This is a genomic window from Thiocapsa bogorovii (genome assembly GCF_021228795.1).
Classification (GTDB): domain Bacteria; phylum Pseudomonadota; class Gammaproteobacteria; order Chromatiales; family Chromatiaceae; genus Thiocapsa; species Thiocapsa bogorovii.
In genome coordinates this window covers 4,299,684-4,323,810 of the sequence record NZ_CP089309.1, presented here as the reverse complement: position 1 = coordinate 4,323,810, position 24,127 = coordinate 4,299,684, and the positions used below count along the sequence as shown (strand labels likewise).

Sequence of the window (24,127 nt, the reverse complement as noted above, 5' to 3'; positions counted from 1 at the left end):
CTCGCAACCCTGTGATGATCCCACGAACAAGGCTTCAGCGGTGTCTTGTGGCGGCGGCGCCTGCGGGTTCTGCACGCGGTTGATCGCAATAACCTGACTTTTGCTGATGTTGAGCAGGGATATTCGGGCGTTACAGTTGCCATCGGGGCTTGCCTGGTTCATCCGGACTTGGTCGCGCCTCGTCTTCCCAATCCGTTTCCGGCGAGGACTGGCTATGAGCTCGCACCCTCTGACGCATCATGAGATCTTCACCCTGGTCGAGCCCTTTACCCGGCGCGCACGGCATGTCGACCTCGCCGCGAGCGACCGTCTCGAGCGATGCCTTCTGTTCAAACCGCGCGATCACGGCGAGGACGCGTCGGAGCTGCGCGGCGTGCGCGAGATCCTGCTGCTCGAGAATCCCAAGCCGGACATGTTCCGGCTCACGCGCACGCTTCGTCACCCGGACGGCTTGGAGGCGGACCTGGTGGTCGAAGGCCGGGAGCCCGGAGACCTTCTCGATCGTGTCGAGTCCATTGATCCGCGGCGTCACTTTCGCGAGAAAGGCGGATACAGGATCGCGCGAAGCTACCGTTTGGAATCCAGCGCGGGAGGAGCCGTCGACGCCGCCGCGGCGACGCGTTTACTCCTGACCCGGGGCGCTGCTCACGTCGACGGCCTGACCTTGACGATGAAGGCCCAAACAGGGCGCGGCATGCCGGCCGAGCTGGAGCTGCACGCCGAGGACGGCGATACGATCGTATTGCCCGAAGACATGCTGGCGGTGATCGGATGGGACTGGCGCCGTCTCAATCGTGTCAAGTCGTGTTGGAAAAGTACGCTGCGATTACGCGGGAAAGAGCCCGACCGCAGCCGCGACGGCGAGGTGAAGCTGACCCGAACCGTCGAACATCTGGCCGAGACGCTGGGTGAGCCGCCCGCGCGATACCATGAGCGGCTGGTCGCGGCACGTTGGAATGTCGCCTTTCGACGCGCACTCCCCCTGCTGATCGGACTGGGCCTGATCTTCGGGGCACCCGCCATCCAGTTCCTGGAGCTCTCCGAGGGATCACTGATCCGCATGCTGATCTTTCACTCCCCCCCGCTGCTGATGGTGCTCTTCTTCTCGATGAAGGAGATGCCCCGCATCGAAATCCCGCCCTTTCCGAAGCCCTTGACGACTCCCTCTTGGCGAGAAGGGCCCCCGGACCCGCCCGGCGAGTCGACGAAGGCCTCGACGCAGGAGGTATGAACAAAACCTGCGTCGAAACCGAGACGGAATCGGATTGGGTACCGTCGAAGACACCGACGTCCTCATCGTCGTATCGAATTAACCGAGGCTCCTTCAACAACTTAAACCGCGTCCACCGTGACGCCGATTGAGATCACGTAAAGCCGAGCCACCTCAGGAGGTACTTGTCGTACCAGGACGCGGTTTAACCTCGGAGGAACGCAGTCAAGATGCTCGGCAATCCGATGAACATCCCACCCGTTTCGATCGCCGCGGCCAAGGCCGCGCTGGTCGAGCAGTATTCCGATCCGACCCTGCGCCGGCGCGCATCCATGCTCTGGGGAACCCGTGGGGTCGGCAAATCCTCGATCGTGCGTCAAGTCGCCGACCACTTCGGGGTCCCTTTGGTGGATCTGCGCCTGACGACGATCGAGCCGGTCGACATTCGGGGCGCCATCTATGCCGACGACGCCCTGGCCAAAACGGTCTGGTTCCCGCCCGAGTTCCTGCCCTCGCCCGAGCAGCCCGACGGCATCCTCTTTCTCGACGAGCTCACGGCCGCCGATCAGCGACTGCAGATCTCGGCCTATTCACTGATCCTCGACCGCCGGGTCGGTCACTATCGGTTGCCGGACGGCTGGCAGGTGGTGGCCGCGGGCAACGCCAGCTTCCATGGCGCGGTCTGTCACGACATGGGCACGGCCCTGGCCGATCGCATGTTTCATTTCAACGTCCAGACCGTGATCGATGCCTTCCTGTCGCATGCGATGGCCATGGAGTACGCACCCGAGGTCATGGCCTATCTCAAGGTCCGCCCTGACAAGCTCGACGACACCCAGTCGCAGCTTGCCAACGACCATCTGATCGGTGCTAGCCCGCGCGGGTGGGAAGACATCTCCAACGTCCTGAAATCCAACCTCTCCGAGAACGCCAAACGGGTGTTTGTTCAAGGGCGGATCGGTGCCGCGAACGCGGCGGAGTTTTTCGGGGTGCTGCGCGAGATCCAGGCCGGTACCGACGTGGTGCGCCTGCTGGCGAGCAGCCCGGGCCCGGAGACCGCCGCGTTGCTGCCCCGGACGCTCGACGGACTCTACGGCATGATTTACGGTCTGCTTGCCGCCAGCACCGACGCCGACACCATGGCGCGCGCGCTCGAGATCGTTGAACAGTTCCCGGACATCCGAAGCGAGGTCCCGCTGCCGATTCGCGAGTCCCAAACACTCGCGATGGAGCTTCTGATGCAGAAGGCGTTGGAGGTCGGGTTGGAGGCGACCGTTTTGGACAGCCCGAGCTACCGGCATTACCTGGAGCAACGGCGGAGCGAGGGATAAGTGGAGAGTGGCGCTTTGAATCATGACGAATGATCTTTACAGCCACCGCGGGACGCGAGCGATTCAGCAGATGGTGGAATTTGCGCCGTCGACCGGCGGGCTGGCGCTCTGGGTCAAGCACCGGGATCTGCCGCCCGAGATGGACCCGGGTCCGGTCGCAACGGATGGGGACACCGTCTATTACGGCGCATCCTTCGAGCAACTCTCGCGGCCCCTGCAGGTCGGTTTCGTCGCGCACGAGGTTCTGCATATCGCTTTGCGGCATCCGCAACGCTATCTCGATCTGCAGAATCTCTTGGGCGATGTGGATCTTGAGCTGTTCAACATCTGCGCGGACGCCATCGTCAACAGCGCCTTGAGTCACCTGAGCTGGCTCGAGTTGCCGATCTCGTCGGTGTTCCTCGACAAGCTCCTACTCGCCACGCTCGGCATCGATGTCGGTGTCGACAAGGCCCTGCTCGAATGGGATGTCGAGCGCCTCTATCGCGCGATCGACGACCGCCGGGCCGCGGACACGGGTCGGGTCCAAAAAACCCGCAGTCGTCGCCGCGGCGGGATCGGCGACAACCAACCCGGCATGGAGGGGCGCGCTTCGCGGGACGAGATCGACGCGTCGTCCCGAACCGAGGTCCGCGAGGACGGCCCGATGTCCGCGCGGGTCAGGTCACTCGGCGCCGAGACCCATGCCGATCTCTTCCCCCAACCCGATGCGCAGAAGCAACCCGAGCTGGAGGCCGAGCAGGCACGCGAATGGAGCGAGCGCATCCTGCGTGCCCATGCCGGAGACGGTGCGCACTCCATGCTCCGCGCCCTGATCGCGGATCTTCCGAAGATCCGCACGCCCTGGGAGCAGATCCTGCGCACGCAGCTGGCACGCGGTCTCTCGATTCAGCCCGCTCTCTCCTGGTCGAGGCCGGCCCGGTCCTACATCGCCAATCAGGGAAGGATGGGGTCGGGTCGGCGCCTGCCCTGGGAGCCCGGCATCAGCGCGTCCAAGTCGGTACCGCGATTGGTGGTGATCGTCGATGTCTCGGGCTCGGTCGAGGACAACCTGATGGAACGCTTCGCCGGCGAAATCGAGGCGATCACGCGGCGTCTGGAGGCATCGCTCGTGCTCGTGATCGGTGACTGTCGGGTGCAACGGGTCGCACACTTCAAGCCCGGACGATCGGATCTGCGGGACATCGAATTCAACGGCGGCGGCGGGACCGATTTCACACCCCTGCTCGAAGAAGCCGACAAGCATGGGCCGGATATCGGCGTGGTTCTGACCGATCTGGATGGCCCCGCACGTTTCCGCCCCGGTTGGCCGGTCATTTGGGCCGTACCCGAATCCTACGCAACGCCGGAGCAGCCGTTCGGCCGCAAGCTGCTCTTGAGCTGAGTCGCATCGGGTCAGAGGACCCGTGGGGACCGGACGAGAAGACGATACACAATCGGCGCCCCGAGCGCCATTCGGTCCCCGGGGCTTGCCGTGCAGATCTCAGGCACAAAACGAAAAAGGCCAGGCTAACGCCTGGCCTTTTTCGTACCGATGCGCGCGAGGCGCATCGGTGTTCAAGCGGATCTTACTTGACTTGGGGCTGAGCCGGAGCAACAGGCGCCATCGGGGCGACCGGCGCGGCATAGGGGTAGGCGTAGGGGTAACCGCCGCCGTAGTAAGGCGCGCCATAGCCGTAGTAGGGGTTGTTGTAGCCGTAGCCGTAGCCGCGACCCTGACCGCGACCGTAGCCACGACCACTACCGCCGCCGCTCATGCCGAAGTTGAAGTCGCCGTAGCCGTCGCCGAACATGTCGCCGAAGGTATCGCCGAGACCGGAGCCGTAGCCCGGGCCGTACCCGCCGGCACCCGGACCCCACCATGCGGACGCGGAAGCGGAAGCACCGAGGAGGGCGGCGATGGCAGCAGCAGTAGCAAGCTTGTTCATTCAATTCTCCGAATCGTTTTATGTTGTTGGCAGCAAGCATGGAGTCCGTCTCGGCCTCCACTGACGAGCAGTATATTAGAAATTACTAAATTAGCAAGCTCTAATTTATGCTCGGGCTGCGCTTTGCGGTTGATGAACCAGATCCGGCAACGTCTAGATGAATGCCTATCCCGGCCGCCTGAATGCCGCCGGCCCCCGGGGCAACATCGGGCGACCTCGTGCCGGCGCGCCACAGACGCCAACGCAGGCCAGGCTGGGTCGCGATCCCGACGACCGCATCGCGGATCCGGCCGGAGGAATCGACCACGAAAGTGGCCGGCACACCGACGACCCCCCATCGATCAGCGATCCAACCGGCTGGGTCGGCGATCACCGGAAACGCATGGCCCGACTCGGCCATGTCGCGTCGCAGCTCGTCCGGACCGCCGGATTGGATCGCTACGGTCACCACTGCATAGTCCTCGGCGATCGAGGCAACGGCGCCGTCCATCAGACCGCAGACCGGACACCAGCTCGCCCAGAAGTGCACCAGCACCGGCCGTCCGGCGAGCGCGTCAAGGTCGAACGTCTGTCCATCCAGGGTGACGCCGGCGAGCGGCGGTGCCTCGCCGGTGACCAGGGGGCGCGCCGTCCACCATTGAACGGTGCCGAAGATCAGCAGGATCAGCGCGATGTTGATGACCCAGTCGCGCAGACGCTTGGATCGCCGAGCAGCGACGCTCGGGGACTGCTCACCGGACATGCGGCAGACCGACGACGATGCCCTCGAACCAGGACTCCGGGGCGGGATCCGCGAGCCCGGCGATGCGTGCAACGTCAACCGGGTCTTGCGTTTCTCGGCGAATCCCGCAGATCGGCGGTCTGCCCGCCCAGATCTGAACCGAGCACATAGGGCCGGACAAGGGCCTGAAGATCTCGGCACCCATCGGCGGCAACCCAAGCAGACCGAGGGTCGCGGCATCCAACGCGCCGCCGGTCTTGCGCAGACCGTTGCGCCACTGGAAGGCGTCGAGCGCGGCGAGCGTTGCCGCGTCGACCTTGCCCGCGAACGGGATGGTCTTGTAGGACACGCGCTTCTTCTTTTTCTTGTCGCGCCAAACGGATTTCCGGGTCGGCTGTTTGAGGAGCTCGCGCTCGGCCAAGGCTGTTTGCAGCTGAACCAGGTGAGGCGCAGCCAAACGCTGCAACCCGCTCGGCAGGCCCTTGATTCGAGTCAGATCGGGCGCCTCGGCCAAGGACGCCTTTTGGCCGGCCTGCAGCGCGGCATAACGCGCGATGCGACGATCGTAGATCTCGAGCGCGATCCGCTCGGCCGGCATGAGACGATGGCGATGCTCCGGGTCTTCCGGCTCGGCCTTGCCGACCGCTTCCCTGAAGGCGCGCAGGGCATTCTGCACCGCGGGATCACGCGTGTCGGTCCCCGACACATTCGCAGGCAAGAAGCCGAGGTGACGCAGTGCCGAGACTGCACGCGGCGGCAGTGTCTCCATCGGCGTGTCCTCACCTCGGCCCACCAGTGCTGCAAGGAGCGCCTTATAGTGACGGGTTTCGTCTCGATCGAGCGGCCCCGTCACCAGCGCCATGGGCACCGTCACGCGCCGGTCCGGCCCGTGGCTGAAGGTCGCCGGCTCGACCGTCTTCGTCGGATCGAAGGCCCGCTCCGGCATATCGCCACCAGCCAAATCGAACCCGACACCGTACTTGGCCCGCACCATTGACGGTTGGCTCTCGGCCCGCACGCGCCTGGCCAGATGTTCCATGAACTCGCCCCAGGTATAGGGTTGCGTCTGCTCCCGGCCGTCACGGTAGAACATCCCGAGGTTGCCCGTGACCGTCGGCGAGTCGGCGGGCAAACCCCACTGCGACGACACCGGGAGCGGCGCAACGAAGGCAGACGCGACGGAGGGTGCGGGCGCATAGGCCGCAGCCCTCAGCGCAGGCCGGGACACGGCGACATCGTTGGAGGGCCGGCGCGCGTAAATCGTCACATCCGCAGGCTGCCGGGACGCGGATAGCCGATCCGCCCGCCGCAAACCGAGCGGCTCGGAGCGCTCGCGGGCCGCGCCGAGGCTCAGATCCGCTGCGGCCGGCGGCGCGGAATCAGACGCGGCATCCGGCTGCAGGCTTGCGATGTCGGTGCTTGATGGCCCACCCCCCGGCGTCTCCTCGAGGGGCGACGTCGGCTCTTCGACGGGCTTCACGCAGAGGGTGTCCCGCGCCTCGCCGCGCGCCAGCGCCAGGATCCGTCGACCCACCCCGGCGCCGAGAAAATGAAAGAGATAATCCTCTTCGGGCGTCGTCGCCCCCGAATCCACACTCAGGTAGTGCTTGGCGAAGGCAAGCACCGCGAAGTTGTGACGCAGCAGCTGCAGCTCCTCGTCCTTGGCATCGCGCACACCCTCGATCGCGTCTCGGATCAAACGACGCACCTGCGCGTCGGAGAAAGGGCCGTCTCCCAAGTCCATGGACTCGCGGTCCGCTCTCGCCTCGGTCGCGCTCAGCAACTCGTCGCCGTACTTTTCGAGGATGCCGTGGAAGGTTGCAGGGAGGAACTGCCAGACGCCGGTCGCCGAACCCACCCGACCTTCGGCGATCGTGGGCCGAACGTGATCGTTCCAGGTATAGGCGCTTTCCATCTCTCCGGTGGCCAGCGCCTGCCCGAGATTGGCCCCGGTGCGCTCGGAAACCTCGAGCAGAACGAGCATCTGTCGCGGGGAGATATCCTGTGCCCGGTCGTAGTCCCGCCATCGGGTCTCCGACCACGTGCGATAGGCCGCAAGCATGCGCTCATGCGCACTGCCGTCCGGCGTGTAGACGGCATCGGTCACCGACGCCGCGCTCGACGACTCCTCGTCAAACTCCGCGGTCGCCGACCAGGCGGCTACCGACATCGAGGTCAGCGCCCAAACCGCGACACCGACGAGATTGCGGATGCAGCCGGACTGTTTCATCGTGCTCATTTCCGATCGCCTCCTTTGAATCGCGTCCAGAGGGAGATGCTGGCTTTCGAGTGAACTCGACGTTTGGCGCATCCACGGCCATCAGCGGGGACGCGGTTTAAGATAACTTATGTATTTATCGGCTAAACCGCGCAGATTCCAGCGGTCGTCAAGCCTGCCGGGGCCGATCCCATCCAAAGACATCGCAGACCGCACCGGGCGGGGTTTAACCGACCGCACCGATCGACCTGATCGACATGACAAGCAACGGCGAGACGTCGATCAAAGAAGCGTCCACCAAGCGACCGCGAGGCCGCCCAGACCCGCACCGAGCAGCGGCAAGGTGATGCGCACACCCAGCGCGCGACCACCGACCGAGGCCGCAATGACCCCCTTGACCAGGCTGTTGACGGCCGCAGCAATGACGATGCTCCAGACCGCAATGCCGACGGCGAGTTCGTCGCGGCTCATACGGGCAATCGTGAGGGTAATGGCATCCACATCCGCGATCCCCGAGGCGGCGGCCAGCATCATGACACCGGTCGCTCCGATCCAGCTCTCGATGCCCCTCGCCAAGAGCATCACCAGGCCAAGCAGAAGTCCGAAGCCGACCGCGGATTTCAGCTCCAGGGGGTTGTCGAGAAGCGCGTCCGCGTCGTCGCCGCCACGCGGCTGAGTCAGCCAGTAGAAGGCCGCAAATCCGTAGGCGATCAGGGCCATTGCCGCGGCAGGCCAGATCAAGTGCGGCAGCAATGGCGGATGGATCAGGCTCGACACCAGCACCATCCGGGGGAACATGGTCGCGCAGGCCACCAGGATTGCGGTGGCCAGCACGGGGACCATCTCCTCGCGAGCATGTGCCAGGCGCGAGAAATGCAGGGTCAACGCGGTCGAAGACGCAAGACCACCGAAGAGTCCGGTGAACAGGGTCCCGCGCCGCGTCCCCACGAGCCTCATCGCGTAATAACCGACAAAGGAGATGCTCGCGATCAGAACCACCATCCACCAGATTTCACGCGGGTTGACGGCATTCCATGGGCCGTACCCCTGATCCGGCAACACCGGCAACGCCACCACGGAGATGAGCAGCAGGGTAAGACCGGCCTTGAGATCCTTCTGCTCCATGGCATGGATCCAGCGATGGATCAGCGGCTTGGACCCCAGCAGCAGGGCCGTGACGACGGCCGCCGCCGCGGCGGCGGCCAGCTCGCCGATCACCGCAAGCGCCCCGAGCAAGAAGGTCATCAAGCCGGCGACAAGGCTGGTGATACCGGCATCCTCGTCGTGCCTGTAGGCCAGGACGTGCGCAACCGACAGGGCTCCGGCAAGCCCCACGAAGATCAGTCCCAACGTCAACGCGCCTGAAGGTCCGGTCAGTAGGCCGGAAATCCCGCCGAGAAACCCGATCAACGCATAAGTGCGAACACCCGCGACGCGTCGTCCTTCCTCGGCGCCGCGTTCCTTCCAACCGCGCTCTACGCCGATGAGTAGACCGATGGCCAAAGCGACAGCCAGCCCGACGAAGACCTGGTGATCCTCGAGGATCATGTGACCGCCTCGGCTCCGCTAGGGTTGCTTGGGGGTGGCCATTAAAGCCAGGACTCGAGAGGACCCCCAGCCGTACCCGAGATCGTGCACTGATCGGCGCCGAGGCGCCCGGATCCCACGCATAAAAGCCCTCCGATCGCGGTTGTCCCGCAGCTACCGAACCCTTGGATCCTGCTCTGTCAGCTTAGATCAAGGGGTTTGGGGTGTCGCGCGGATCGCCGCGGTCTCGTTCGCATCGACGATCTCACGCAGAACCGTCGTCGCATAGGCGCCGGCCGGCAGGGAGAAGGTCAGCCGTAATCCGCCGTCGACCCGCTGCGCGCCTAGATCAGCCACCGGCAGACGTAGAGACCTGCGCTCCTGCGCCAGACCGAAGGCGGCCAGCCCTTCGCACCAGGTCGGGAAGCGTATGCCGACTGCGTCCTCGAGCTGCCGGACCGATCCGCGCGAGGGCAGCTCCCCCTTGCCCCAAAGCGGACCCGTCGGGTGCACGTCCATTGCCTCGCCGCGCGCGATCGTCGCGGCGTCGATCGTCTCGGCAAGGAAATAGGAGTTGGACCCGGCGAGCTGAAGGCAGTCCCCTTCGATCGGCCTGTCCCAGTCGCCACGACGCACACGTTCGGCCAAGACCTCGTTGAAGATCTGCGAGCGTGCCGCGGAGAGCCAGAGTCCGGACTGATGGCGTGGAACACGGCCGGGCGAGCCGGCGAAGAGGGCATGGGCACGTACCAGGTTGGAATGGTCATGCCCGAAGCGTTGCTCGCCGAAGAAGTTCGGGATTCCGCGCACGCGGATCGCCGCGAGCCGCTCGTCGAGCCCGGGTATGGTCTCGGGGTCGAGATCGCGCACCAGGATTTGGAAACGGTTTCCGGCCAGTGCACCGCGCTTGAGCTTACGTCGATGCGGGTGCGATTCCAGGACCTCGATGCCCTCCTCTGCGAGGATCGACCAATCGGGTGTGCCGTCGCGCGGACGCGGGATCGAGAACCACTGGAGCGCCACGGCATGACGGTCCTTCAGGCCCGCATAGCCCACCGCGGAGACCGGCACACCGGCGATGCGCGCCAAACGACGCGCCGTCCACTCGGTATTGGCGCCGGTCTTGCGCACCCGCAGGAGGAGATGGTCGCCTTCGCCGTCCGGGGCGAACCCGAGCTGCTCCTCGACCAGGAAGTCCTCGGGTCGAGCGCGCAGTCGCCCGCAAGCCAGTGGAGCGCCGTAAGCACCGGGGAGGGCGTCGACCGGACTCCAGATCGGCAGCGACACCTCAGGTGTCCGCCAAAAGGACGACGGCGCTCGCCGCGATGCCCTCGCCCCTGCCCGTAAACCCCATCTGCTCGGTCGTGGTCGCCTTCACGTTCACACGCGCGGGGTCGCAGCCCATGTCGGCGGCGAGACGGGCACACATCTCGGGAATATGGGTCGCCAGCTTGGGACGCTGGGCGATGATGGTCAGATCGGCGTTGTGCACGGAGAGTCCGCGCTCGGCGAGGCTCGCGATCACGCGCCGCAGCAGGATGCGGCTGTCGATCCCGGCGAAGGCGGCGTCCGTGTCGGGAAAATGCCGACCGATATCGCCGAGCCCGGCTGCACCGAGCAGGGCGTCGCAGAGTGCGTGGATGGCCACATCGCCGTCGGAGTGCGCGAGCAACCCTTGGTCGTGCGGGATCTCCAGGCCACCGAGCACCAGTGGGCGTCCGGGGCCGAAACGATGGGCGTCGAAACCCTGACCGATGAGCATGTTCAACAGCCTCCAGCCTCCGGCCTCCGGCCTCCGGCCACCTGTGCGCTCGCGCGCTGGTGGCCGGAGGCCGGAGGCCGGAGGCTCTTGAGAGTTTGGATTAGCCCAGCCGCCCCTGCTGTTGCAGGTAGAAGCGGGCGAGCGGGAGGTCCTCGGCGCGCGTGATCTTGATGTTGTCGGCATGACCTTCGATCAGGCGCGGGGCGTGACCCATGCGCTCCATGGCGGATGCGTCGTCGGTCACGAGATGGTTGGCGGCCAACGCATCGGTCAATGCGGCACGCAACCGGCCGAGACGAAACATCTGCGGTGTAAAGGCGTGCCAGAGCGACGCGCGATCGACCGTCGCGCCGATGCGATCGTCCGGCTCGGCCCGTTTCATGGTATCGCGCACCGGGATGCCGAGCAGGCCGCCAACCTCGTCCTCGATGAGGGCCTCGATCAGCCGCTCGAGATCGGCCGGGCGCAAACAGGGGCGCGCGGCATCATGCACCAATACCCAATCCTCGGCATGGGCGCGTGCACCCAGTGCATCGAGCGCATTCAGGACCGAATGGCAACGCTCGGCACCGCCGTTGGCGCGGGTCACCTTGGGATGCTCGGCATAGGCCGTTGCCCCCCAGTAGCGATCGGTCGGATCCAGGGCAACCACGACGCCCCGGATCCGCACGTCGGCCACGAAGAGATCCAACGCATGATCGATCACGGCGCGGCCGGCGAGATCGAGATACTGCTTCGGCGTCGCGCTGCCCATGCGACGTCCCACCCCTGCGGCGGGAAGCACCGCCCATAAGGCACGTGAAGGACTCATCGTTTCGCCTCCGGAGGCGTCTTCTCCGGTGCTTTGCGCTCGATCATCTGGATGAAGATCTCGCCAGGCTTGATCATCCCCAGATCGCGACGCGCGCGCTCCTCCAAGGCCTCGACCCCTTCGCGCAGGTCCATCACCTCGGCTTGGAGCTCCTGATTGCGTGCACGCAGGCGCACCAGCTCCTCTTCTTGAGCCGCGATCTCGTTTTTGAGCCCATGCACCTCGGCCAAGCTCCCCTCGCCGACCCACAGCCGAAACTGCAGGCCAGCCAGCAAGAGGATCAAGACGAGGATCAGGATGCGCATGGACGGCATCTTCGGTGTCGACAGCAGGGGAAGGAGGCGCCCGGCCCCTGCCTGCCAAACATCAAAGCCACTTGAAGGCAGAGCGACCCGCATAGGTGGCCTCGTCGCCCAACTGGTCTTCGATCCGCATCAGCTGATTGTACTTGGCGACCCGGTCGGAGCGCGAAAGCGATCCGGTCTTGATCTGGCCGGTGCCCGTCGCGACGACCAGATCGGCGATGGTGGTGTCCTCGGTCTCGCCCGAGCGGTGCGAGACGACCGCCGTGTAGCCGGCCGCATGCGCCATGGCGATCGCCTCCAGGGTCTCGGTCAGGGTGCCGATCTGATTGACCTTGATGAGGATGGAGTTGGCGATGCCCTTGTCGATCCCTTCCTGCAGGATCTTGGTGTTGGTGACGAAGAGGTCGTCGCCGACGATCTGGACCTTGCCTCCGAGACGCTCGGTCTGGCGCTTCCAGCCGTCCCAGTCGCCCTCGGCCAAGCCGTCCTCGATGGTGATGATGGGGTATTTTTCGACCCACTCGAGCAGGAGATCGGTCATGCCGTCGGAGTCGAGCGTGCGGCCTTCGCCCTTGAGATGATACTTGCCGTCGGCGTAGAACTCGGACGCCGCCACGTCCATACCGAGATAGATGTCCGAGCCGGCCTTGAAGCCCGCCTTGTGGATCGCCTCCAGGATCGCCTCGATCGCCGCCTCGTTCGAGGGCAAATCGGGGGCGAAACCGCCTTCGTCGCCGACACCGGTGGCCAATCCGCGCCCGTGCAGAACGGACTTGAGCGCATGAAAGACCTCGGCACCGTAGCGCACCGCCTCGCGGATGCTGGGTGCGCCCACCGGCAGGATCATGAACTCCTGAAAGTCCACGCTGTTGTCCGCGTGCTCCCCGCCGTTGATGATGTTCATCATGGGCACGGGTAGACGATAGGGCCCCGTCGCGAGCGACATGAAGAGCGGCAACGCCTTCTCCTGTGCGGCGGCATGCGCGGCGGCGATCGAGACGCCGAGCAGTGCGTTGGCGCCGAGACGCGCCTTGTTGTCGGTCCCGTCGAGCGCGATCATGGCGCGATCGAGCGCCTCCTGGTCGCCGACCTCCATGCCGACGACCGCGTCGCGCAGCTCGCCTTGGATGTTGGCGACAGCCGTCAGGACGCCCTTGCCGCCGAACCGCGAGCGGTCGCCGTCGCGCAGCTCGAGGGCCTCGCGCGAACCGGTCGAAGCGCCGGACGGCACGATGAAGCGGCCGATCGCACCGTCGGCGGTGATGACATCGGCCTCGACTGTGGGATTTCCGCGGGAGTCCAGAACCTCGCGGGCGCGGACATCGACGATATCGGACATGGCATGTCTCTCCAAAAACAACAACGGAGCGATTCTTCAAGAGAATCGCATGAGTCTATCGGGCCTCGGTGGGGAGTCTCGCGACGATCGGTACAGCGCAGACGTCTGTCCGATCTTGTTGTTCGATTCAACGTGGGGCCGGCAGGGAAATACCGACCGACGACCCGCACGGTCAGGCGGGAACCACCAGGCTCGCCGGCCCGACCGAATGTCGCCTCACACCCACCTCAAGACGCCTGCTCTGCGAAACCTGCCGACTTCACCAGTCGGTCGATCTGAACCAGGGTTTCGAGCAGGCCACGCATCTTGTGCAAAGGCCAGGCATTGGGACCGTCGCTCAACGCCTGATCGGGGTTCGGGTGGGTCTCCATGAAGAGACCCGCGATGCCGACGGCTACAGCGGCACGCGCCAAGACCGGGACGAACTCGCGTTGACCGCCGGACCGATCTCCCTGCCCGCCCGGCAGTTGCACCGAATGGGTGGCATCGAAGACGACCGGGCAGCCCGTCTCGCGCATCACCGAGAGCGCGCGCATGTCCGAAACCAGGTTGTTGTAGCCGAAGGAGACGCCGCGCTCGCAGACCATGATCTGCGTGTTTCCCGTCGCGCGCGCCTTCTCGACCACGTGGCGCATGTCCCAAGGGGCCAGGAACTGACCCTTCTTGATGTTGACGGGCTTGCCCTGGCTCGCGACCGCTTGGATGAAATTGGTCTGGCGACACAGAAAGGCCGGGGTCTGAAGGACATCCACCACATCCGCGACCTCGCCCAGCGGCGTGTCTTCATGCACGTCGGTCAGGATCGGGACGCGGATGCGCTCGCGTACGCCCTCCAGGATCGCCAGCCCCTGCTCGAGCCCGAGACCGCGGAAGCTGCCCGAGGAAGAGCGGTTGGCCTTGTCGAAGGACGACTTGTAGATGAAAGGGATCCCCAGGTCGTCGGTCAGCTCCTTGAGGGCGCCGGCCGTGTCCTCGGCCAGTCCGGCGCTCTCGATCACGCAGGGACCGGCGATCAGGAAGAGCGGTCGATCCAGGCCGACCTCGAAACCGGGAAAAAGCATCATGCGGGGGCACCTTGCACCAGTTGACGCCGCGTCAGCGCGGCGCGAACGAAGCCGCAAAAGAGCGGATGCCCGTCGCGCGGGGTCGATGTGAATTCCGGATGGAACTGGCAGGCGATGAACCAGGGGTGATCCGGGATCTCGATGATCTCCACGAGCCGGTTATCGAGCGACCAGCCGGAGAAGCGCATCCCCGCGTCCTTCATCACGTTCAGATAGCAGATGTTGAACTCGTAGCGATGACGGTGGCGCTCGCGGATCTGCGGCTTGCCGTAGACGTTGCGTGCAAGACTACCGGGCTCCAGACGGCAATTCTGACCACCCAACCGCATCGATCCGCCCAAATCAACACCCTCGTCTCGGGTCTCGATCCGGCCGCGCTCGTCGCGCCACTCGGTGATGAGCGCGATCACGGGATGCGGGGTCTGGCGATCGAACTCGGTGCTGTGGGCACCCTCGAGTGCGGCAACATGGCGTGCGTACTCGATGACGGCAATCTGCATCCCGAGACAAATCCCGAGATAGGGGATGCGGTGCTCGCGCGCGTAGCGGGCTGCCTGGATCTTGCCCTCGATGCCGCGCTCGCCGAATCCGCCCGGGACCAGGATGGCATCGAGCCCGTCGAGACCCTCGGTCCCCTCCTGCTCGATGACCTCCGAATCCAGATAAACGATCTCGACCTTGGTCCTGGTGTGCACACCGGCATGGGCCAGCGCCTCGGAGAGCGATTTGTAGGCCTCGGTGAGGTGCATGTACTTGCCGACCATGCCGACGCGCACGACCTGCTCGGGGTGATCGAAACCTTCCAGGACACGATCCCATTCACGTAGATCCGCCTCGGGGGCCTCGATCCCGAATTGGCGCACCACCAGATCGTCGAGCTTCTGGTCGTGCAGGAGCCGCGGGATACGATAGATGTTGTCGGCGTCGACCGCAGAGATGACCGCGTCTTCGGTCACGTTGGTGAAGAGCGCAATCTTGCGGCGCTCCTCGTCCGGAAGGTGCTTCTCGGCGCGGCACAGCAGAATGTCCGGCTGGATACCGATGGAGCGCAACTCCTTGACCGAGTGCTGCGTGGGCTTGGTCTTGATTTCGCCGGCGGTGCGGATGTATGGCACGAGCGTGAGATGCATGAAGAGTGCGTTCTCACGCCCCTCCTCCACACGCATCTGGCGGATCGCCTCCAGAAAGGGCAAGGACTCGATGTCGCCCACGGTGCCACCGATCTCGACCATGGCCACGTCCGCACCCTCGGCACCGAGACGGATCGCCTGCTTGATCTCGTCGGTGATATGCGGGATGACCTGGACGGTGCGCCCGAGATAGTCGCCGCGCCGCTCCTTGCGGATGACGCTCTCGTAGATCTGGCCGGTCGTGAAGTTGTTGTTGCGACCCATCGGGGTGCGCAGGAAGCGCTCGTAGTGGCCCAGATCGAGATCGGTCTCGGCGCCGTCGTCGGTCACATAGACCTCGCCGTGCTGGAACGGACTCATGGTGCCCGGATCCACGTTGATGTAGGGATCGAGCTTGATCATGGTCACCCGCAGGCCGCGAGCCTCCAAGAGCGCCCCGAGAGACGCCGACGCGATGCCTTTACCGAGCGACGAGACGACACCGCCGGTGATGAAGATGAACTTGGTCATGGGGGTAGTGGAGGCAGTCGAGGGCAATGGCCCGGATCCGCCAACACGCTACCAAAAACCCCGCAACTGCTCAATGCGAATGCCGGCTCTTGCTGCTGCCGCGAGCGTGCGCGTCGCGAACATCACGACCGGGGGCGAGCACGCCGGACAGGGTGCTGCGCGACCTTCACAAACTCGAACGGGCTGCGTATATTCGGAGCGGTTTCGCAAATGACGAAACACACCTTCTCGGCGTTGTCGGCGCTCGTCTAGGGTCGGGCGCCGACACAGCGGCCTTGATCGATGTCGTAAAAGATGAGTGTCAACAGAGGAGCGTCAACGATGCGTCAAACAGCAAGATTGATGAGTGCAGCCGCAATCGCAGGTGCCGCCACCTTGGCCGTCAGCCCGGCCCAGGCGTGGTGGGGGCCCGGTTGGGGTGGGCCAGGCTATGGCGGCTACGGCCCGGGCTATGGTTCCGGCCTCGGTGACCTGTTCGGCGACATGCTCGGCGACGGCTGGGGCGACTTCAACATGAACATGAGCGGCGGGGGTCGCGGCTACGGACGCGGGCGCGGCTATGGCTACGGACGTGGTTACGGGTACGGCTATCCCGGCTACGGTTACGGTTACGGTTATCCAGGCTATGGCTACGGCTACCCCGGTTACGGTGTCCCCTACTACGGCGCGCCTTACGCCGCACCCTATGCCGCGCCCGCTGCTCCCGCGACCGGCGAAGCCAAGTAGGCCGAACGCAGAATCGGCATGCTTGCGTCAAGGCCGCGCCCGCGAGGGCGCGGCCTTTTTTGCGGGTCCAGGTCGGCCTGACGACAAGAAGATAATCTTCGCTTGATCCAGATCAAGCGACGGTTCAAAATCTGGTGACCGAAGACCGAGGGGCGATGCCGTGAGCCATCACAAAGTAATCTCATTGGAGACCATTCGCGTCGCCTGCAGAAACTGCTCCCTGTCGTCGCTCTGCTTGCCTATGGGCCTTGCGCCGGATGATGTCGAGCGACTCGACGAGATCGTGAAGCGAACACGACCGCTCCACCGGGGCGACTTCCTGTTTCGAGACGGCGACCGATTTCGTTCGCTCTATGTCGTGAAGACCGGATCGGTGAAGACCTTCGCTCCGAGTCCGGAGGGCGGCGAGCAGGTGCTGGGCTTCCATCTTCCCGGCGAGGTGATTGGACTGGATGCGATCGATAAGGACATCCATGCCTGCTCGGCGAAGGTCCTCGAGACCTCCGCTATCTGCGAGGTCCCCTTCACCCGACTCGAAGAGCTCACCGCAACCATTCCGAGCCTGCAGCATCAGATGTATCGCCTGCTCAGCAAGGAAATCGGACACGATACGGACATGCTCTTGCTCCTCGGCAAGAAGAACGCCGAGGAACGTCTCGCCGCCTTCCTGCTCAGCCTGTCCAAGCGCCTGCACAAACGCGGGCTGTCCGCGACCGACTTCTATCTGAGCATGTCCCGCCATGAGATCGGGAACTACCTGGGACTCGCCGTCGAGACCGTCAGCCGTCTCTTCACGCGATTCCAAGACGACGGACTGATGAACGTCGACCGTAAGCACATTCAGCTGCTCGATGTGAGTACGCTGGAGTCTCTGGTGGGCGGCGCCGGGCAGAATCGCCGCCAACAGCAGCAGAGCTAAACTGCGCCCGTTGCGGTATGTGATGTTCGGAGGGCTGGATCGGCCTCGGAGCGATCGATAGCCCTTAGAGTCGGCGCAGTTTAGGAGACTGAAAACCCTAAGAAGCATCTCCATGAAGGCTGCGGGGATCTCCGTGGCCACACACGACTAAACCGCGGGCGGCGTCATCCCTCGACGCGAAGCCAAAGACAACCCTCCGCACTTGCGGCCTGGATCGCCGCGAGGCGCGCGGCATGAGCGGCGAGCGCGGCCGGGTCGGCTTGAATCACCCGCAGGCGCGGCCGATTCGGATCCAGCCGGCCGCGATGCCGAGCGTCCGGTCCGTCGTGAGACGGCGCCGCGAGCTCTTCTCCGAGGCTCAACGCCACCTGCCCCCCGGTCATGGCGAGATAGACATCCGCCAGGATCTCGGCATCGAGCAGGGCGCCATGCAGGTCGCGGTGGCGATGATCCACGCCGTAGCGCTTGCACAAGGCATCGAGGCTGTTGCGCTGCCCCGGGTGCATGCGCCGGGCCATGATCAGCGTGTCCGTCACCTCGCACAGGTCCGTGATCCGCGACGCTTCGGCGTTCCATCCTAGAATCTCGCGATCGAGAAACCCGAGATCGAAGGTCGCGTTGTGGATGATCAACTCGGCCCCTTCCACATAGTCCAGGAAGCTCTCGGCAATCTCGGCGAAACGTGGCTTGTCGGCGAGAAAGGCGTTCGTGATCCCGTGTACATCGGAGGCGCCCGCGTCGATCTCCCGATCCGGCTGGAGATAGCGGTGGAAGTTGTTTCCGGTCAAGCGGCGGTCGATCAGCTCGACACAGCCGATCTCGATGATGCGATGGCCTGCCTGGGGGTCGAGACCCGTGGTCTCGGTATCGAGAACGATCTGTCTCATTTAAACCGCGTCCATAGTGTAAACCGCTGCGTTGCAGGCAAGCGAATCCCGGAGGACTACGCCTCCCCCGTACCTGACGCGGTTTAAAGAGCGAAATTCAAGAATCTGAATCGCGTCCGCACCGACGGGAGCCGAGTCATGCGACGACGAGTCGAATCGAAAATTGCGCATGTCATGCCGGACGCGATTCAGCCCGCGATCCCTCGATTTGCCAATCGGTCGGCACGCTCGTTCTCGGCGTGCCCGGCATGACCTTTGACCCACTTCCAGCGCACCTGATGAGCGCCGATGGCGCCATCCAAACGCTCCCAAAGGTCACGGTTTTTCACGGGCTTGCGATCGGCCGTCTGCCAGCCGTTGCGTTTCCAACGCGGCATCCATTCCTCGACCCCCCGCTTGACGTATTGAGAGTCGGTGACGATCTCGAGACAGGTCGGACGCTTCATGCTCTCCAGCGCCATGATGACCGCCATCAGCTCCATGCGGTTGTTGGTGGTCGCGCGTTCACCCCCGCACAGCTCCTTCTCGACCTCCCCCCATCGCAGCAGGACACCCCAACCCCCGGGTCCCGGATTGCCCTTGCAGGCACCGTCGGTGTAAGCGCGCACGCAGTCAGGCATGACCGGCCCTGCGTGTCGTCGGCTCCGCCGCGCCACCGCGCAGCAGTGAGCGCCGCCCCCAGGCCGGACGCAGCGGCGTCAAGGTCGCCACGCGTTTGACGGCCCGGATCAAATAGACACCGCCCAGGATCGGCCAGAGGCGCCCCCCCAAGGTGTCGAATGCCGCACAGCTCGGCCCCAGGGCGCGCCGGAACGGCGGCCGAAACATAATGTGCTCGCGAAGCTCGATATCGAAACCCAACACGGACAACCAATCCTCGATTTGATAAGCGGTGCGGAAACGCCCGCACCAAGGGACCTGCGTCCCGGAACCGCGCAGCAGGGACCAGAGGCCCCAGGCACTGAGCGCGTTGAAGCCCAGAACGATCACTCGCCCCTCCGGGATCAGCACGCGCTCGACCTCGCGAAGCACCGCGTGGGGATCGGGCGAGAAATCCAAGGTATGCGGCAACAGGAGCGCGTCGATCGAATCGCTCGCAAGCGGCAGCCTGCTCGGCAACCCGACGATCTCGCGTCCGCCATGACCCGAGGGCTGCTCGCAGGGCATCAGGATTCGATGGCGGATCCGACTTGAGGCCATCGCGTCGCGAAAGCTCTCGGTCACGCCGATCTGGACCAGGTAGTAGCCGAAGGTGTCGCTCAGCAGCCGCTGAACGCACGCGCTCTCAAGGGCCGCCACCTCGACTCCGAGCGGCGACCGATACCAATCTTGTAGTCTCGCCAGGGGTGAACCCGGACTCTTGCGCACAGTCATGCCGATGCCTCTTCGAGAGACGCATGTTAACCGTGATTGCACGCACTGTCGTGCGGCGGTACCACCGAATTTCCGGCATCCGGACCTGGAATTGACGGCCGTCTTTGGGTATGATGCTTTTCTAATTCCTGGATAACTCAATTAAACAATCACTTACCGGGAATTCCTAGGGGGAAAACATGCCTGATGCCGCTCGTTTCGCGCGCACGCTCGGCGCGCTCGGCGTTCTGACGCTGCTTTTGAACGGTTGCGCGACGGAGACCCGAACCGCCGAGAACGACTTCGGAGACTCCGGCTACTCAGGCATGGTTTCGGCCCGCGAATACGGTTACGTCCGACCGGCCACGGATGTCGTGGTCATGGAGAGACGCACCGCCGGGCGAGCGGATGCGCGCGGCGACCTCTGGAACCGTGTCCGCAGCGGGATGACCCTCGATCTTTACGCGGACGCGCGCATCGACAGCACCGTCGAGCGCTTCCGCCGAGACCCCCAGTATCTCTCCAAGCTGTCCCAGCGAGGCACACCCTACCTGCACATGATCGTCACCGAGATCGAGCGGCGCGGACTGCCGATGGAGCTCGCCTTCCTGCCCCATGTCGAAAGTCGCTTCAATCCGGTTGCCACATCGCCCAAAGCGGCCGCCGGCATCTGGCAGTTCATGCCCTACACCGGGCTCGAGATGGGCTTGCGACAGGATGCCTGGTACGACGGGCGACGCGACCCGCTGGCGTCCACGGGCGCTGCGCTCGACTATCTCGAGCAGCTCAACCGGCGCTTCGACGGCGATTGGCCGCTCGCCATGGCTGCATACAACTGCGGCCCGGGCCGCGTCGCCGCCGCACAGGCCGCCAATCGCCGCAGCGGCAAACCCACCGATTACTGGTCGCTCAACCTTCCGAACGAAACCAAGCAGTACGTCCCGCAGATCCTCGCCACCGCGCGCCTGGTCGCCGCACCGACACGCTACGGCCTAAACCTTCCGCCCGTGCCCGATCGGCCCCAGCTCGAAGTAGTCCGCACGCATCAACCGATGGATCTGAATCGGGTGGCCTCGGCGACCGGCGTTCAGCTCTACGAGCTGCAGCGCCTCAACCCGGGGCTGAAGCTCGGACGGACGGCACCCGACGGCCCCGGCCACATCTTGGTGCCGGCCGGAACTGGGCAAAAGATCGGCAAGAAGATCGGCCGAGTCCAGGTCATGCCGGCCATGGCCTCCGTAGTCCGCTCCCAATCCGGTCCCTCGCGAACCGCGACTGCCCGATCCAGTACCGCCATGCAATCGAGAGCAGCTCGCGCCGAGCGTCGCAAGCTGCATGTGGTCAAGGGGGGCGAGACGATCGCGTCGATCGCGCGCGCGAACGGCATCGAGCCGCGCGCACTTGCGGAGCTCAACGGCATCTCCGTGCGCGAGCCGCTGCTCTCGGGCCAGACACTCGCGGTCCAAGCAACCGATGACTCCGCCTTGATTACGCACCTGGTCACCACGGGAGATTCGGTCAAGACACTGGCAAAACGCTACGGCGTCAGCGTCAAGGATCTCCAGCGCTGGAATCGACTGGCCGAGACGCGTCTGACCCCGGGCGACCTGATCCTCATCTATCCGCCCGGGCGTGCACCGACCTCCTGACAAGGGACTCATTCGGCTGGTAAAGTCGGCGGAAGGGCACTAACGCGTCTAGAGGCGCTTCCGAAGGAACAGTCCGATGACCCATCACAAGAACGTCTTGGGCGAGCCCCTCGAGGTCTGCTCGCTCGAACCCTTGACCGGCTTTACGCGCAGCGGCGGCTGCGAGACCGGCCCACAAGACCTTGGGTCACATACGGTTTGCGCACGCATGACTCGCGAGTTCCTCGAGCTCAGTCTCGCCCGCGGAAACGATCTGGTGACACCTCAACCCGAATACGGTTTTCCCGGCCTGAAGCCGGGCGATCGCTGGTGTCTGTGCGCCGCACGTTGGCAGGAGGCCCTCGAAGCCGGCGCCGCGCCTCGTGTCGCCCTTAGGGCGACTCACGAGCGGGCGCTCGAGGTCGTCAGTCTCGCCGACCTCAAGTCGCATGCCTTGGATCTTTCGTAACACGAGACAGAGATCGGAACAGGCACTCGGTGCACCGGGTTGCATTCCGATCATCCCGGTGCTCCTTTCGATGGTTTCGGCATCCGTTCCGGCGATGTCTTATCTCCCCGTGCTGGGGCCGAACGGAAGCGGAACCGAACCCGTCACCCGCTCCCATCACGCATCCAGCGAGCAAGCAGACCGCTTGGTCGTCAAAAAGACCGAGCGTCGCCTCTATCTGATGCGTGAAAACCAGCCCCTGCGGAGTTACGACATTGCGCTCGGGTTCCAACCGATCGGACACAAGACTCGCGAAGGCGACGGGCGCACCCCCGAGGGACGTTACCTGATCGACCGACGAAACGACCGAAGCCGCTTCCACAAGGCCCTGCACATCTCATATCCCAGCCTCAGTGACCGGCGGCGCGCCGAACGACGCGGCGAACCGCCCGGAGGCATGATCCTGATCCACGGTCAACCAAACGGAAAGAACCGCCCGACGCGCATCGAGGATGACTGGACGCTGGGTTGCATCGCGGTCTCTAACCAGGAGATCGACGAAATTTGGTCACTCACCGTCGACGGGACGCCGATCGAGATCTTGCCATGAACCCCGAGCCATCCAAATCACGCATCATGTCGGTCGGCGGGCGTCTGCTGTCTTGGGTCGAGGTCGTCGGTCTGGTGGTGATCGCCGTCGCGACGGTCATCGCCGGCAGTCAGGAAGTCATGGAGATGGTGGAGCGCCGCGAGGTCAATCTCGGCGATCTTCTCCTGCTTTTCATCTATCTGGAAGTACTGACGATGGTCGGCATCTACCTGCAATCCGGCGCCTTGCCGATCCGCATGCCGATCTATATCGCGATGGTTGCCCTCGCCCGCCACCTGATCATCGATATGAAGGAGATCACCGAGACCGAGATCATCGCCACCTCGGTCGCCATCCTGATTCTGGCCGGAGCCGTGCTCCTCATCCGTTTCGGACATGTTCGGTTCCCCTACAGCGCCTCGAGCCGGGATGAGGATGCACGTTGATCGAGACGCAAGTCCGAGCGAGCTCCCCCGAGCGAGACCCGCACTCGGAATCGGCGTGACGCGTACTGCGCCGACGCCGAGGGAGATCACCGGGGTCATCCTGGCCGGTGGCCGAGGAAGCCGCATGGGAGGCGTCGACAAAGGGCTGGTGGAGCTCGCCGGCCGCCCCATGATCGAATGGGTGCTGGACGCACTCGCCCCACAGGTGGGCGGATTGCTGATCAACGCAAACCGTCACCGCGAGATCTATGCAAGATACGGAGCGCCCGTGATCGCCGACTCCGATCCCGGATTCAACGGGCCTTTGTCCGGCATGGCGAGCGCGATGCGCGCCGCCGAAACCGACTGGATCCTGACCGTACCCTGTGACGGACCTCTCTTGCCGCCCGATCTGTCACGACGCCTCATCGCGGCATTGATGTCGGGCGATGCCCCTTTGGCGACGGTGATCGAAAGGGGGCGCATGCACCCGGTCTATTCGCTCATATCCGTCTCGCTCGAGCAGGCCGTTTCGGCCGAGCTTGCGGCAGGGGTGCGGAAAGTAAGCGATTGGGTCGCTCGACACGGCCCGGCGTTGGCGGATTTCAGCGATCGGCCCGAGGCGTTTTCCAACCTGAATTCGGCGGAGGACATCGCTCGACTGACATCGCAGTTGGCGCGCTCGACGTGACAGGGAGAGGACAGCCGGCTGGATGCCGAGGACGGCACCGGGGGATGCCCCAAAAATCAAATGCTCTCAAGGGCCAAGGCCCATTGAGAGCAGTGCGACGGGGGCCGGGTGCTGCGGCCTGAATCCTACGAAGACCTTCGTCTGCGTCGGATCGAGCCGTCCAGCTCGGCTCCGGGTGGTGTCGCAACCTCAGTCGGGCGTCACATTCTCCGCCTGCGGCCCTTTGGGGCCTTGAGTGACTTCCATCGTCACGCGTTGACCCTCGAGCAACGTCTTACGACCCGATCCATTGATGGCACTATGGTGGACAAACACGTCTTTGCCGCCCTCGCGCTCAATGAAGCCATATCCCTTCTCGTCATTGAACCACTTGACCGTCCCGGAAACCAATTCACCTGGCATATCAACCTCATCACTTAACGGACCAACCGGAGTTGGCTTTCACTTAAACCCAGCCTTGCGAAAAGGCTAGTGTGTCCTCCACTCGATCTGGAGTGGAATCTGAATCAAGACCATCTGACTCAGTCTTTATCATGCGTCGGATCCCGGTCACCGCAGGGCGGTCCATGGTTCACGTGCAGCATGCCTTAACCGGATTTTTCTTG

The 24,127-nt window shown here is 64.4% G+C and carries 25 protein-coding genes; 10 read left to right on the top strand and 15 right to left on the bottom strand.

Translation table 11 applies throughout. From position 1 onward, the window contains the following. The first annotated feature begins 214 nt into the window (after positions 1-214). The 3 genes from LT988_RS19170 (at position 215) to LT988_RS19160 (ending at position 3,925) form a co-directional block, all read left to right on the top strand. The gene (locus LT988_RS19170) at positions 215-1,231 is read left to right on the top strand and encodes a hypothetical protein (protein ID WP_232407111.1); all 1,017 of its coding nucleotides are present in this window, start codon (positions 215-217) and stop codon (positions 1,229-1,231) included. Positions 1,232-1,440: 209 nt separating this feature from the next. Continuing rightward, on the top strand, positions 1,441-2,541 hold the full coding sequence (locus tag LT988_RS19165) for an AAA family ATPase (protein ID WP_232407110.1): 1,101 nt from the start codon (positions 1,441-1,443) through the stop codon (positions 2,539-2,541). A 22-nt stretch (positions 2,542-2,563) separates the two neighbouring features. Then, the gene (locus tag LT988_RS19160) at positions 2,564-3,925 is read left to right on the top strand and encodes a vWA domain-containing protein (RefSeq protein WP_232407109.1); all 1,362 of its coding nucleotides are present in this window, start codon (positions 2,564-2,566) and stop codon (positions 3,923-3,925) included. 184 nt (positions 3,926-4,109) lie between these two features. On the opposite strand, the gene LT988_RS19155 is transcribed toward LT988_RS19160, so the two are convergent. From LT988_RS19155 to LT988_RS19105, 11 genes are all read right to left on the bottom strand, one after another. Further along, on the bottom strand, positions 4,110-4,469 hold the full coding sequence (locus LT988_RS19155; RefSeq protein ID WP_232407108.1) for a sulfur globule family protein: 360 nt from the start codon (positions 4,467-4,469) through the stop codon (positions 4,110-4,112). Between the two features lie 100 nt (positions 4,470-4,569). Beyond that, a complete protein-coding gene (locus LT988_RS19150) occupies positions 4,570-5,211 on the bottom strand; it encodes a protein disulfide oxidoreductase (protein ID WP_232407107.1) in 642 nt (213 codons plus the stop codon). Beyond that, positions 5,201-7,429: a peptidoglycan-binding protein gene (locus LT988_RS19145; protein WP_232407106.1), complete on the bottom strand. Its 2,229-nt coding sequence runs from the start codon at positions 7,427-7,429 to the stop codon at positions 5,201-5,203. Before LT988_RS19145 ends, LT988_RS19150 begins: the two co-directional genes overlap by 11 nt. Positions 7,430-7,690: 261 nt before the next feature. Next, on the bottom strand, positions 7,691-8,956 hold the full coding sequence (locus tag LT988_RS19140) for an MgtC/SapB family protein (protein WP_232407105.1): 1,266 nt from the start codon (positions 8,954-8,956) through the stop codon (positions 7,691-7,693). A 189-nt stretch (positions 8,957-9,145) separates the two neighbouring features. After that, positions 9,146-10,222, bottom strand: a complete 1,077-nt coding sequence (truD, locus tag LT988_RS19135; RefSeq protein WP_232407104.1) for a tRNA pseudouridine(13) synthase TruD — start codon at positions 10,220-10,222, stop codon at positions 9,146-9,148. Between the two features lies 1 nt (position 10,223). Continuing rightward, positions 10,224-10,697, bottom strand: a complete 474-nt coding sequence (gene ispF / locus LT988_RS19130; RefSeq protein WP_232407103.1) for a 2-C-methyl-D-erythritol 2,4-cyclodiphosphate synthase — start codon at positions 10,695-10,697, stop codon at positions 10,224-10,226. A gap of 100 nt (positions 10,698-10,797) precedes the next feature. Further along, positions 10,798-11,508 carry a 2-C-methyl-D-erythritol 4-phosphate cytidylyltransferase gene (ispD, locus tag LT988_RS19125; RefSeq protein ID WP_232407102.1) on the bottom strand — a complete coding sequence of 237 codons (711 nt, stop codon included), beginning with the start codon at positions 11,506-11,508 and terminating at the stop codon, positions 10,798-10,800. After that, positions 11,505-11,813 (bottom strand): cell division protein FtsB, encoded by a 309-nt coding sequence (gene ftsB / locus LT988_RS19120; RefSeq protein ID WP_232410617.1) that lies wholly within the window; start codon positions 11,811-11,813, stop codon positions 11,505-11,507. The genes ispD and ftsB overlap by 4 nt, the downstream gene beginning before the upstream one ends. A 61-nt stretch (positions 11,814-11,874) precedes the next feature. Further along, a complete protein-coding gene (gene eno, locus LT988_RS19115) occupies positions 11,875-13,152 on the bottom strand; it encodes a phosphopyruvate hydratase (protein WP_232407101.1) in 1,278 nt (425 codons plus the stop codon). A 227-nt stretch (positions 13,153-13,379) separates the two neighbouring features. Further along, positions 13,380-14,216: a 3-deoxy-8-phosphooctulonate synthase gene (gene kdsA, locus LT988_RS19110; protein ID WP_232407100.1), complete on the bottom strand. Its 837-nt coding sequence runs from the start codon at positions 14,214-14,216 to the stop codon at positions 13,380-13,382. After that, positions 14,213-15,856 (bottom strand): CTP synthase, encoded by a 1,644-nt coding sequence (locus tag LT988_RS19105; protein ID WP_232407099.1) that lies wholly within the window; start codon positions 15,854-15,856, stop codon positions 14,213-14,215. The genes kdsA and LT988_RS19105 overlap by 4 nt, the downstream gene beginning before the upstream one ends. A gap of 321 nt (positions 15,857-16,177) precedes the next feature. Between LT988_RS19105 and LT988_RS19100 the strand changes: the two genes are divergently transcribed. Beyond that, positions 16,178-16,582: a sulfur globule family protein gene (locus LT988_RS19100; RefSeq protein WP_232407098.1), complete on the top strand. Its 405-nt coding sequence runs from the start codon at positions 16,178-16,180 to the stop codon at positions 16,580-16,582. 160 nt (positions 16,583-16,742) lie between these two features. Continuing rightward, complete coding sequence (gene fnr, locus LT988_RS19095; protein WP_232407097.1) at positions 16,743-17,501, top strand: fumarate/nitrate reduction transcriptional regulator Fnr; 759 nt, start codon at positions 16,743-16,745, stop codon at positions 17,499-17,501. A 164-nt stretch (positions 17,502-17,665) separates the two neighbouring features. On the opposite strand, the gene dnaQ is transcribed toward fnr, so the two are convergent. From dnaQ to LT988_RS19080, 3 genes are all read right to left on the bottom strand, one after another. Next, positions 17,666-18,388 carry a DNA polymerase III subunit epsilon gene (dnaQ, locus tag LT988_RS19090; RefSeq protein WP_232407096.1) on the bottom strand — a complete coding sequence of 241 codons (723 nt, stop codon included), beginning with the start codon at positions 18,386-18,388 and terminating at the stop codon, positions 17,666-17,668. A 188-nt stretch (positions 18,389-18,576) separates the two neighbouring features. Beyond that, positions 18,577-19,008 carry a ribonuclease HI gene (gene rnhA / locus LT988_RS19085; RefSeq protein WP_232407095.1) on the bottom strand — a complete coding sequence of 144 codons (432 nt, stop codon included), beginning with the start codon at positions 19,006-19,008 and terminating at the stop codon, positions 18,577-18,579. Next, positions 19,001-19,762 carry a class I SAM-dependent methyltransferase gene (locus LT988_RS19080; protein ID WP_232407094.1) on the bottom strand — a complete coding sequence of 254 codons (762 nt, stop codon included), beginning with the start codon at positions 19,760-19,762 and terminating at the stop codon, positions 19,001-19,003. Before LT988_RS19080 ends, rnhA begins: the two co-directional genes overlap by 8 nt. Positions 19,763-19,941: 179 nt before the next feature. Between LT988_RS19080 and LT988_RS19075 the strand changes: the two genes are divergently transcribed. The 5 genes from LT988_RS19075 (at position 19,942) to mobA (ending at position 23,522) form a co-directional block, all read left to right on the top strand. Beyond that, positions 19,942-21,390, top strand: a complete 1,449-nt coding sequence (locus tag LT988_RS19075) for a transglycosylase SLT domain-containing protein (RefSeq protein ID WP_232407093.1) — start codon at positions 19,942-19,944, stop codon at positions 21,388-21,390. A 76-nt stretch (positions 21,391-21,466) separates the two neighbouring features. After that, positions 21,467-21,838: a DUF2237 family protein gene (locus LT988_RS19070; RefSeq protein ID WP_232407092.1), complete on the top strand. Its 372-nt coding sequence runs from the start codon at positions 21,467-21,469 to the stop codon at positions 21,836-21,838. A 94-nt stretch (positions 21,839-21,932) separates the two neighbouring features. Next, positions 21,933-22,427, top strand: coding sequence for a L,D-transpeptidase family protein (locus LT988_RS19065; protein ID WP_232407091.1), 495 nt, complete (start codon positions 21,933-21,935; stop codon positions 22,425-22,427). Beyond that, positions 22,424-22,852, top strand: coding sequence for a phosphate-starvation-inducible protein PsiE (locus LT988_RS19060; RefSeq protein WP_232407090.1), 429 nt, complete (start codon positions 22,424-22,426; stop codon positions 22,850-22,852). Before LT988_RS19065 ends, LT988_RS19060 begins: the two co-directional genes overlap by 4 nt. A 55-nt stretch (positions 22,853-22,907) precedes the next feature. Next, positions 22,908-23,522, top strand: coding sequence for a molybdenum cofactor guanylyltransferase MobA (mobA, locus tag LT988_RS19055; RefSeq protein ID WP_269752065.1), 615 nt, complete (start codon positions 22,908-22,910; stop codon positions 23,520-23,522). Between the two features lie 189 nt (positions 23,523-23,711). Here the strand turns inward: mobA and LT988_RS19050 are convergent, their stop codons facing one another. Continuing rightward, the gene (locus LT988_RS19050) at positions 23,712-23,924 is read right to left on the bottom strand and encodes a cold-shock protein (RefSeq protein ID WP_007193172.1); all 213 of its coding nucleotides are present in this window, start codon (positions 23,922-23,924) and stop codon (positions 23,712-23,714) included. Positions 23,925-24,127 lie beyond the last annotated feature (203 nt).

Excerpts from the sequence above, each read along its gene's own strand:
- LT988_RS19170 (WP_232407111.1), top strand. The coding sequence starts at position 215 with ATGAGCTCGCACCCTCTGACGCATCATGAGATCTTCACCCTGGTCGAG.
- LT988_RS19165 (WP_232407110.1), top strand. The coding sequence starts at position 1,441 with ATGCTCGGCAATCCGATGAACATCCCACCCGTTTCGATCGCCGCGGCC.
- LT988_RS19160 (WP_232407109.1), top strand. The coding sequence starts at position 2,564 with ATGACGAATGATCTTTACAGCCACCGCGGGACGCGAGCGATTCAGCAG.
- LT988_RS19155 (WP_232407108.1), bottom strand. The coding sequence starts at position 4,469 with ATGAACAAGCTTGCTACTGCTGCTGCCATCGCCGCCCTCCTCGGTGCT.
- LT988_RS19150 (WP_232407107.1), bottom strand. The coding sequence starts at position 5,211 with ATGTCCGGTGAGCAGTCCCCGAGCGTCGCTGCTCGGCGATCCAAGCGT.
- LT988_RS19145 (WP_232407106.1), bottom strand. The coding sequence starts at position 7,429 with ATGAGCACGATGAAACAGTCCGGCTGCATCCGCAATCTCGTCGGTGTC.
- LT988_RS19140 (WP_232407105.1), bottom strand. The coding sequence starts at position 8,956 with ATGATCCTCGAGGATCACCAGGTCTTCGTCGGGCTGGCTGTCGCTTTG.
- ispF (WP_232407103.1), bottom strand. The coding sequence starts at position 10,697 with ATGCTCATCGGTCAGGGTTTCGACGCCCATCGTTTCGGCCCCGGACGC.
- ispD (WP_232407102.1), bottom strand. The coding sequence starts at position 11,508 with ATGAGTCCTTCACGTGCCTTATGGGCGGTGCTTCCCGCCGCAGGGGTG.
- ftsB (WP_232410617.1), bottom strand. The coding sequence starts at position 11,813 with ATGCGCATCCTGATCCTCGTCTTGATCCTCTTGCTGGCTGGCCTGCAG.
- eno (WP_232407101.1), bottom strand. The coding sequence starts at position 13,152 with ATGTCCGATATCGTCGATGTCCGCGCCCGCGAGGTTCTGGACTCCCGC.
- kdsA (WP_232407100.1), bottom strand. The coding sequence starts at position 14,216 with ATGATGCTTTTTCCCGGTTTCGAGGTCGGCCTGGATCGACCGCTCTTC.
- LT988_RS19105 (WP_232407099.1), bottom strand. The coding sequence starts at position 15,856 with ATGACCAAGTTCATCTTCATCACCGGCGGTGTCGTCTCGTCGCTCGGT.
- LT988_RS19100 (WP_232407098.1), top strand. The coding sequence starts at position 16,178 with ATGCGTCAAACAGCAAGATTGATGAGTGCAGCCGCAATCGCAGGTGCC.
- dnaQ (WP_232407096.1), bottom strand. The coding sequence starts at position 18,388 with ATGAGACAGATCGTTCTCGATACCGAGACCACGGGTCTCGACCCCCAG.
- rnhA (WP_232407095.1), bottom strand. The coding sequence starts at position 19,008 with ATGCCTGACTGCGTGCGCGCTTACACCGACGGTGCCTGCAAGGGCAAT.
- LT988_RS19080 (WP_232407094.1), bottom strand. The coding sequence starts at position 19,762 with ATGACTGTGCGCAAGAGTCCGGGTTCACCCCTGGCGAGACTACAAGAT.
- LT988_RS19075 (WP_232407093.1), top strand. The coding sequence starts at position 19,942 with ATGCCTGATGCCGCTCGTTTCGCGCGCACGCTCGGCGCGCTCGGCGTT.
- LT988_RS19070 (WP_232407092.1), top strand. The coding sequence starts at position 21,467 with ATGACCCATCACAAGAACGTCTTGGGCGAGCCCCTCGAGGTCTGCTCG.
- LT988_RS19065 (WP_232407091.1), top strand. The coding sequence starts at position 21,933 with ATGTCTTATCTCCCCGTGCTGGGGCCGAACGGAAGCGGAACCGAACCC.
- LT988_RS19060 (WP_232407090.1), top strand. The coding sequence starts at position 22,424 with ATGAACCCCGAGCCATCCAAATCACGCATCATGTCGGTCGGCGGGCGT.
- LT988_RS19050 (WP_007193172.1), bottom strand. The coding sequence starts at position 23,924 with ATGCCAGGTGAATTGGTTTCCGGGACGGTCAAGTGGTTCAATGACGAG.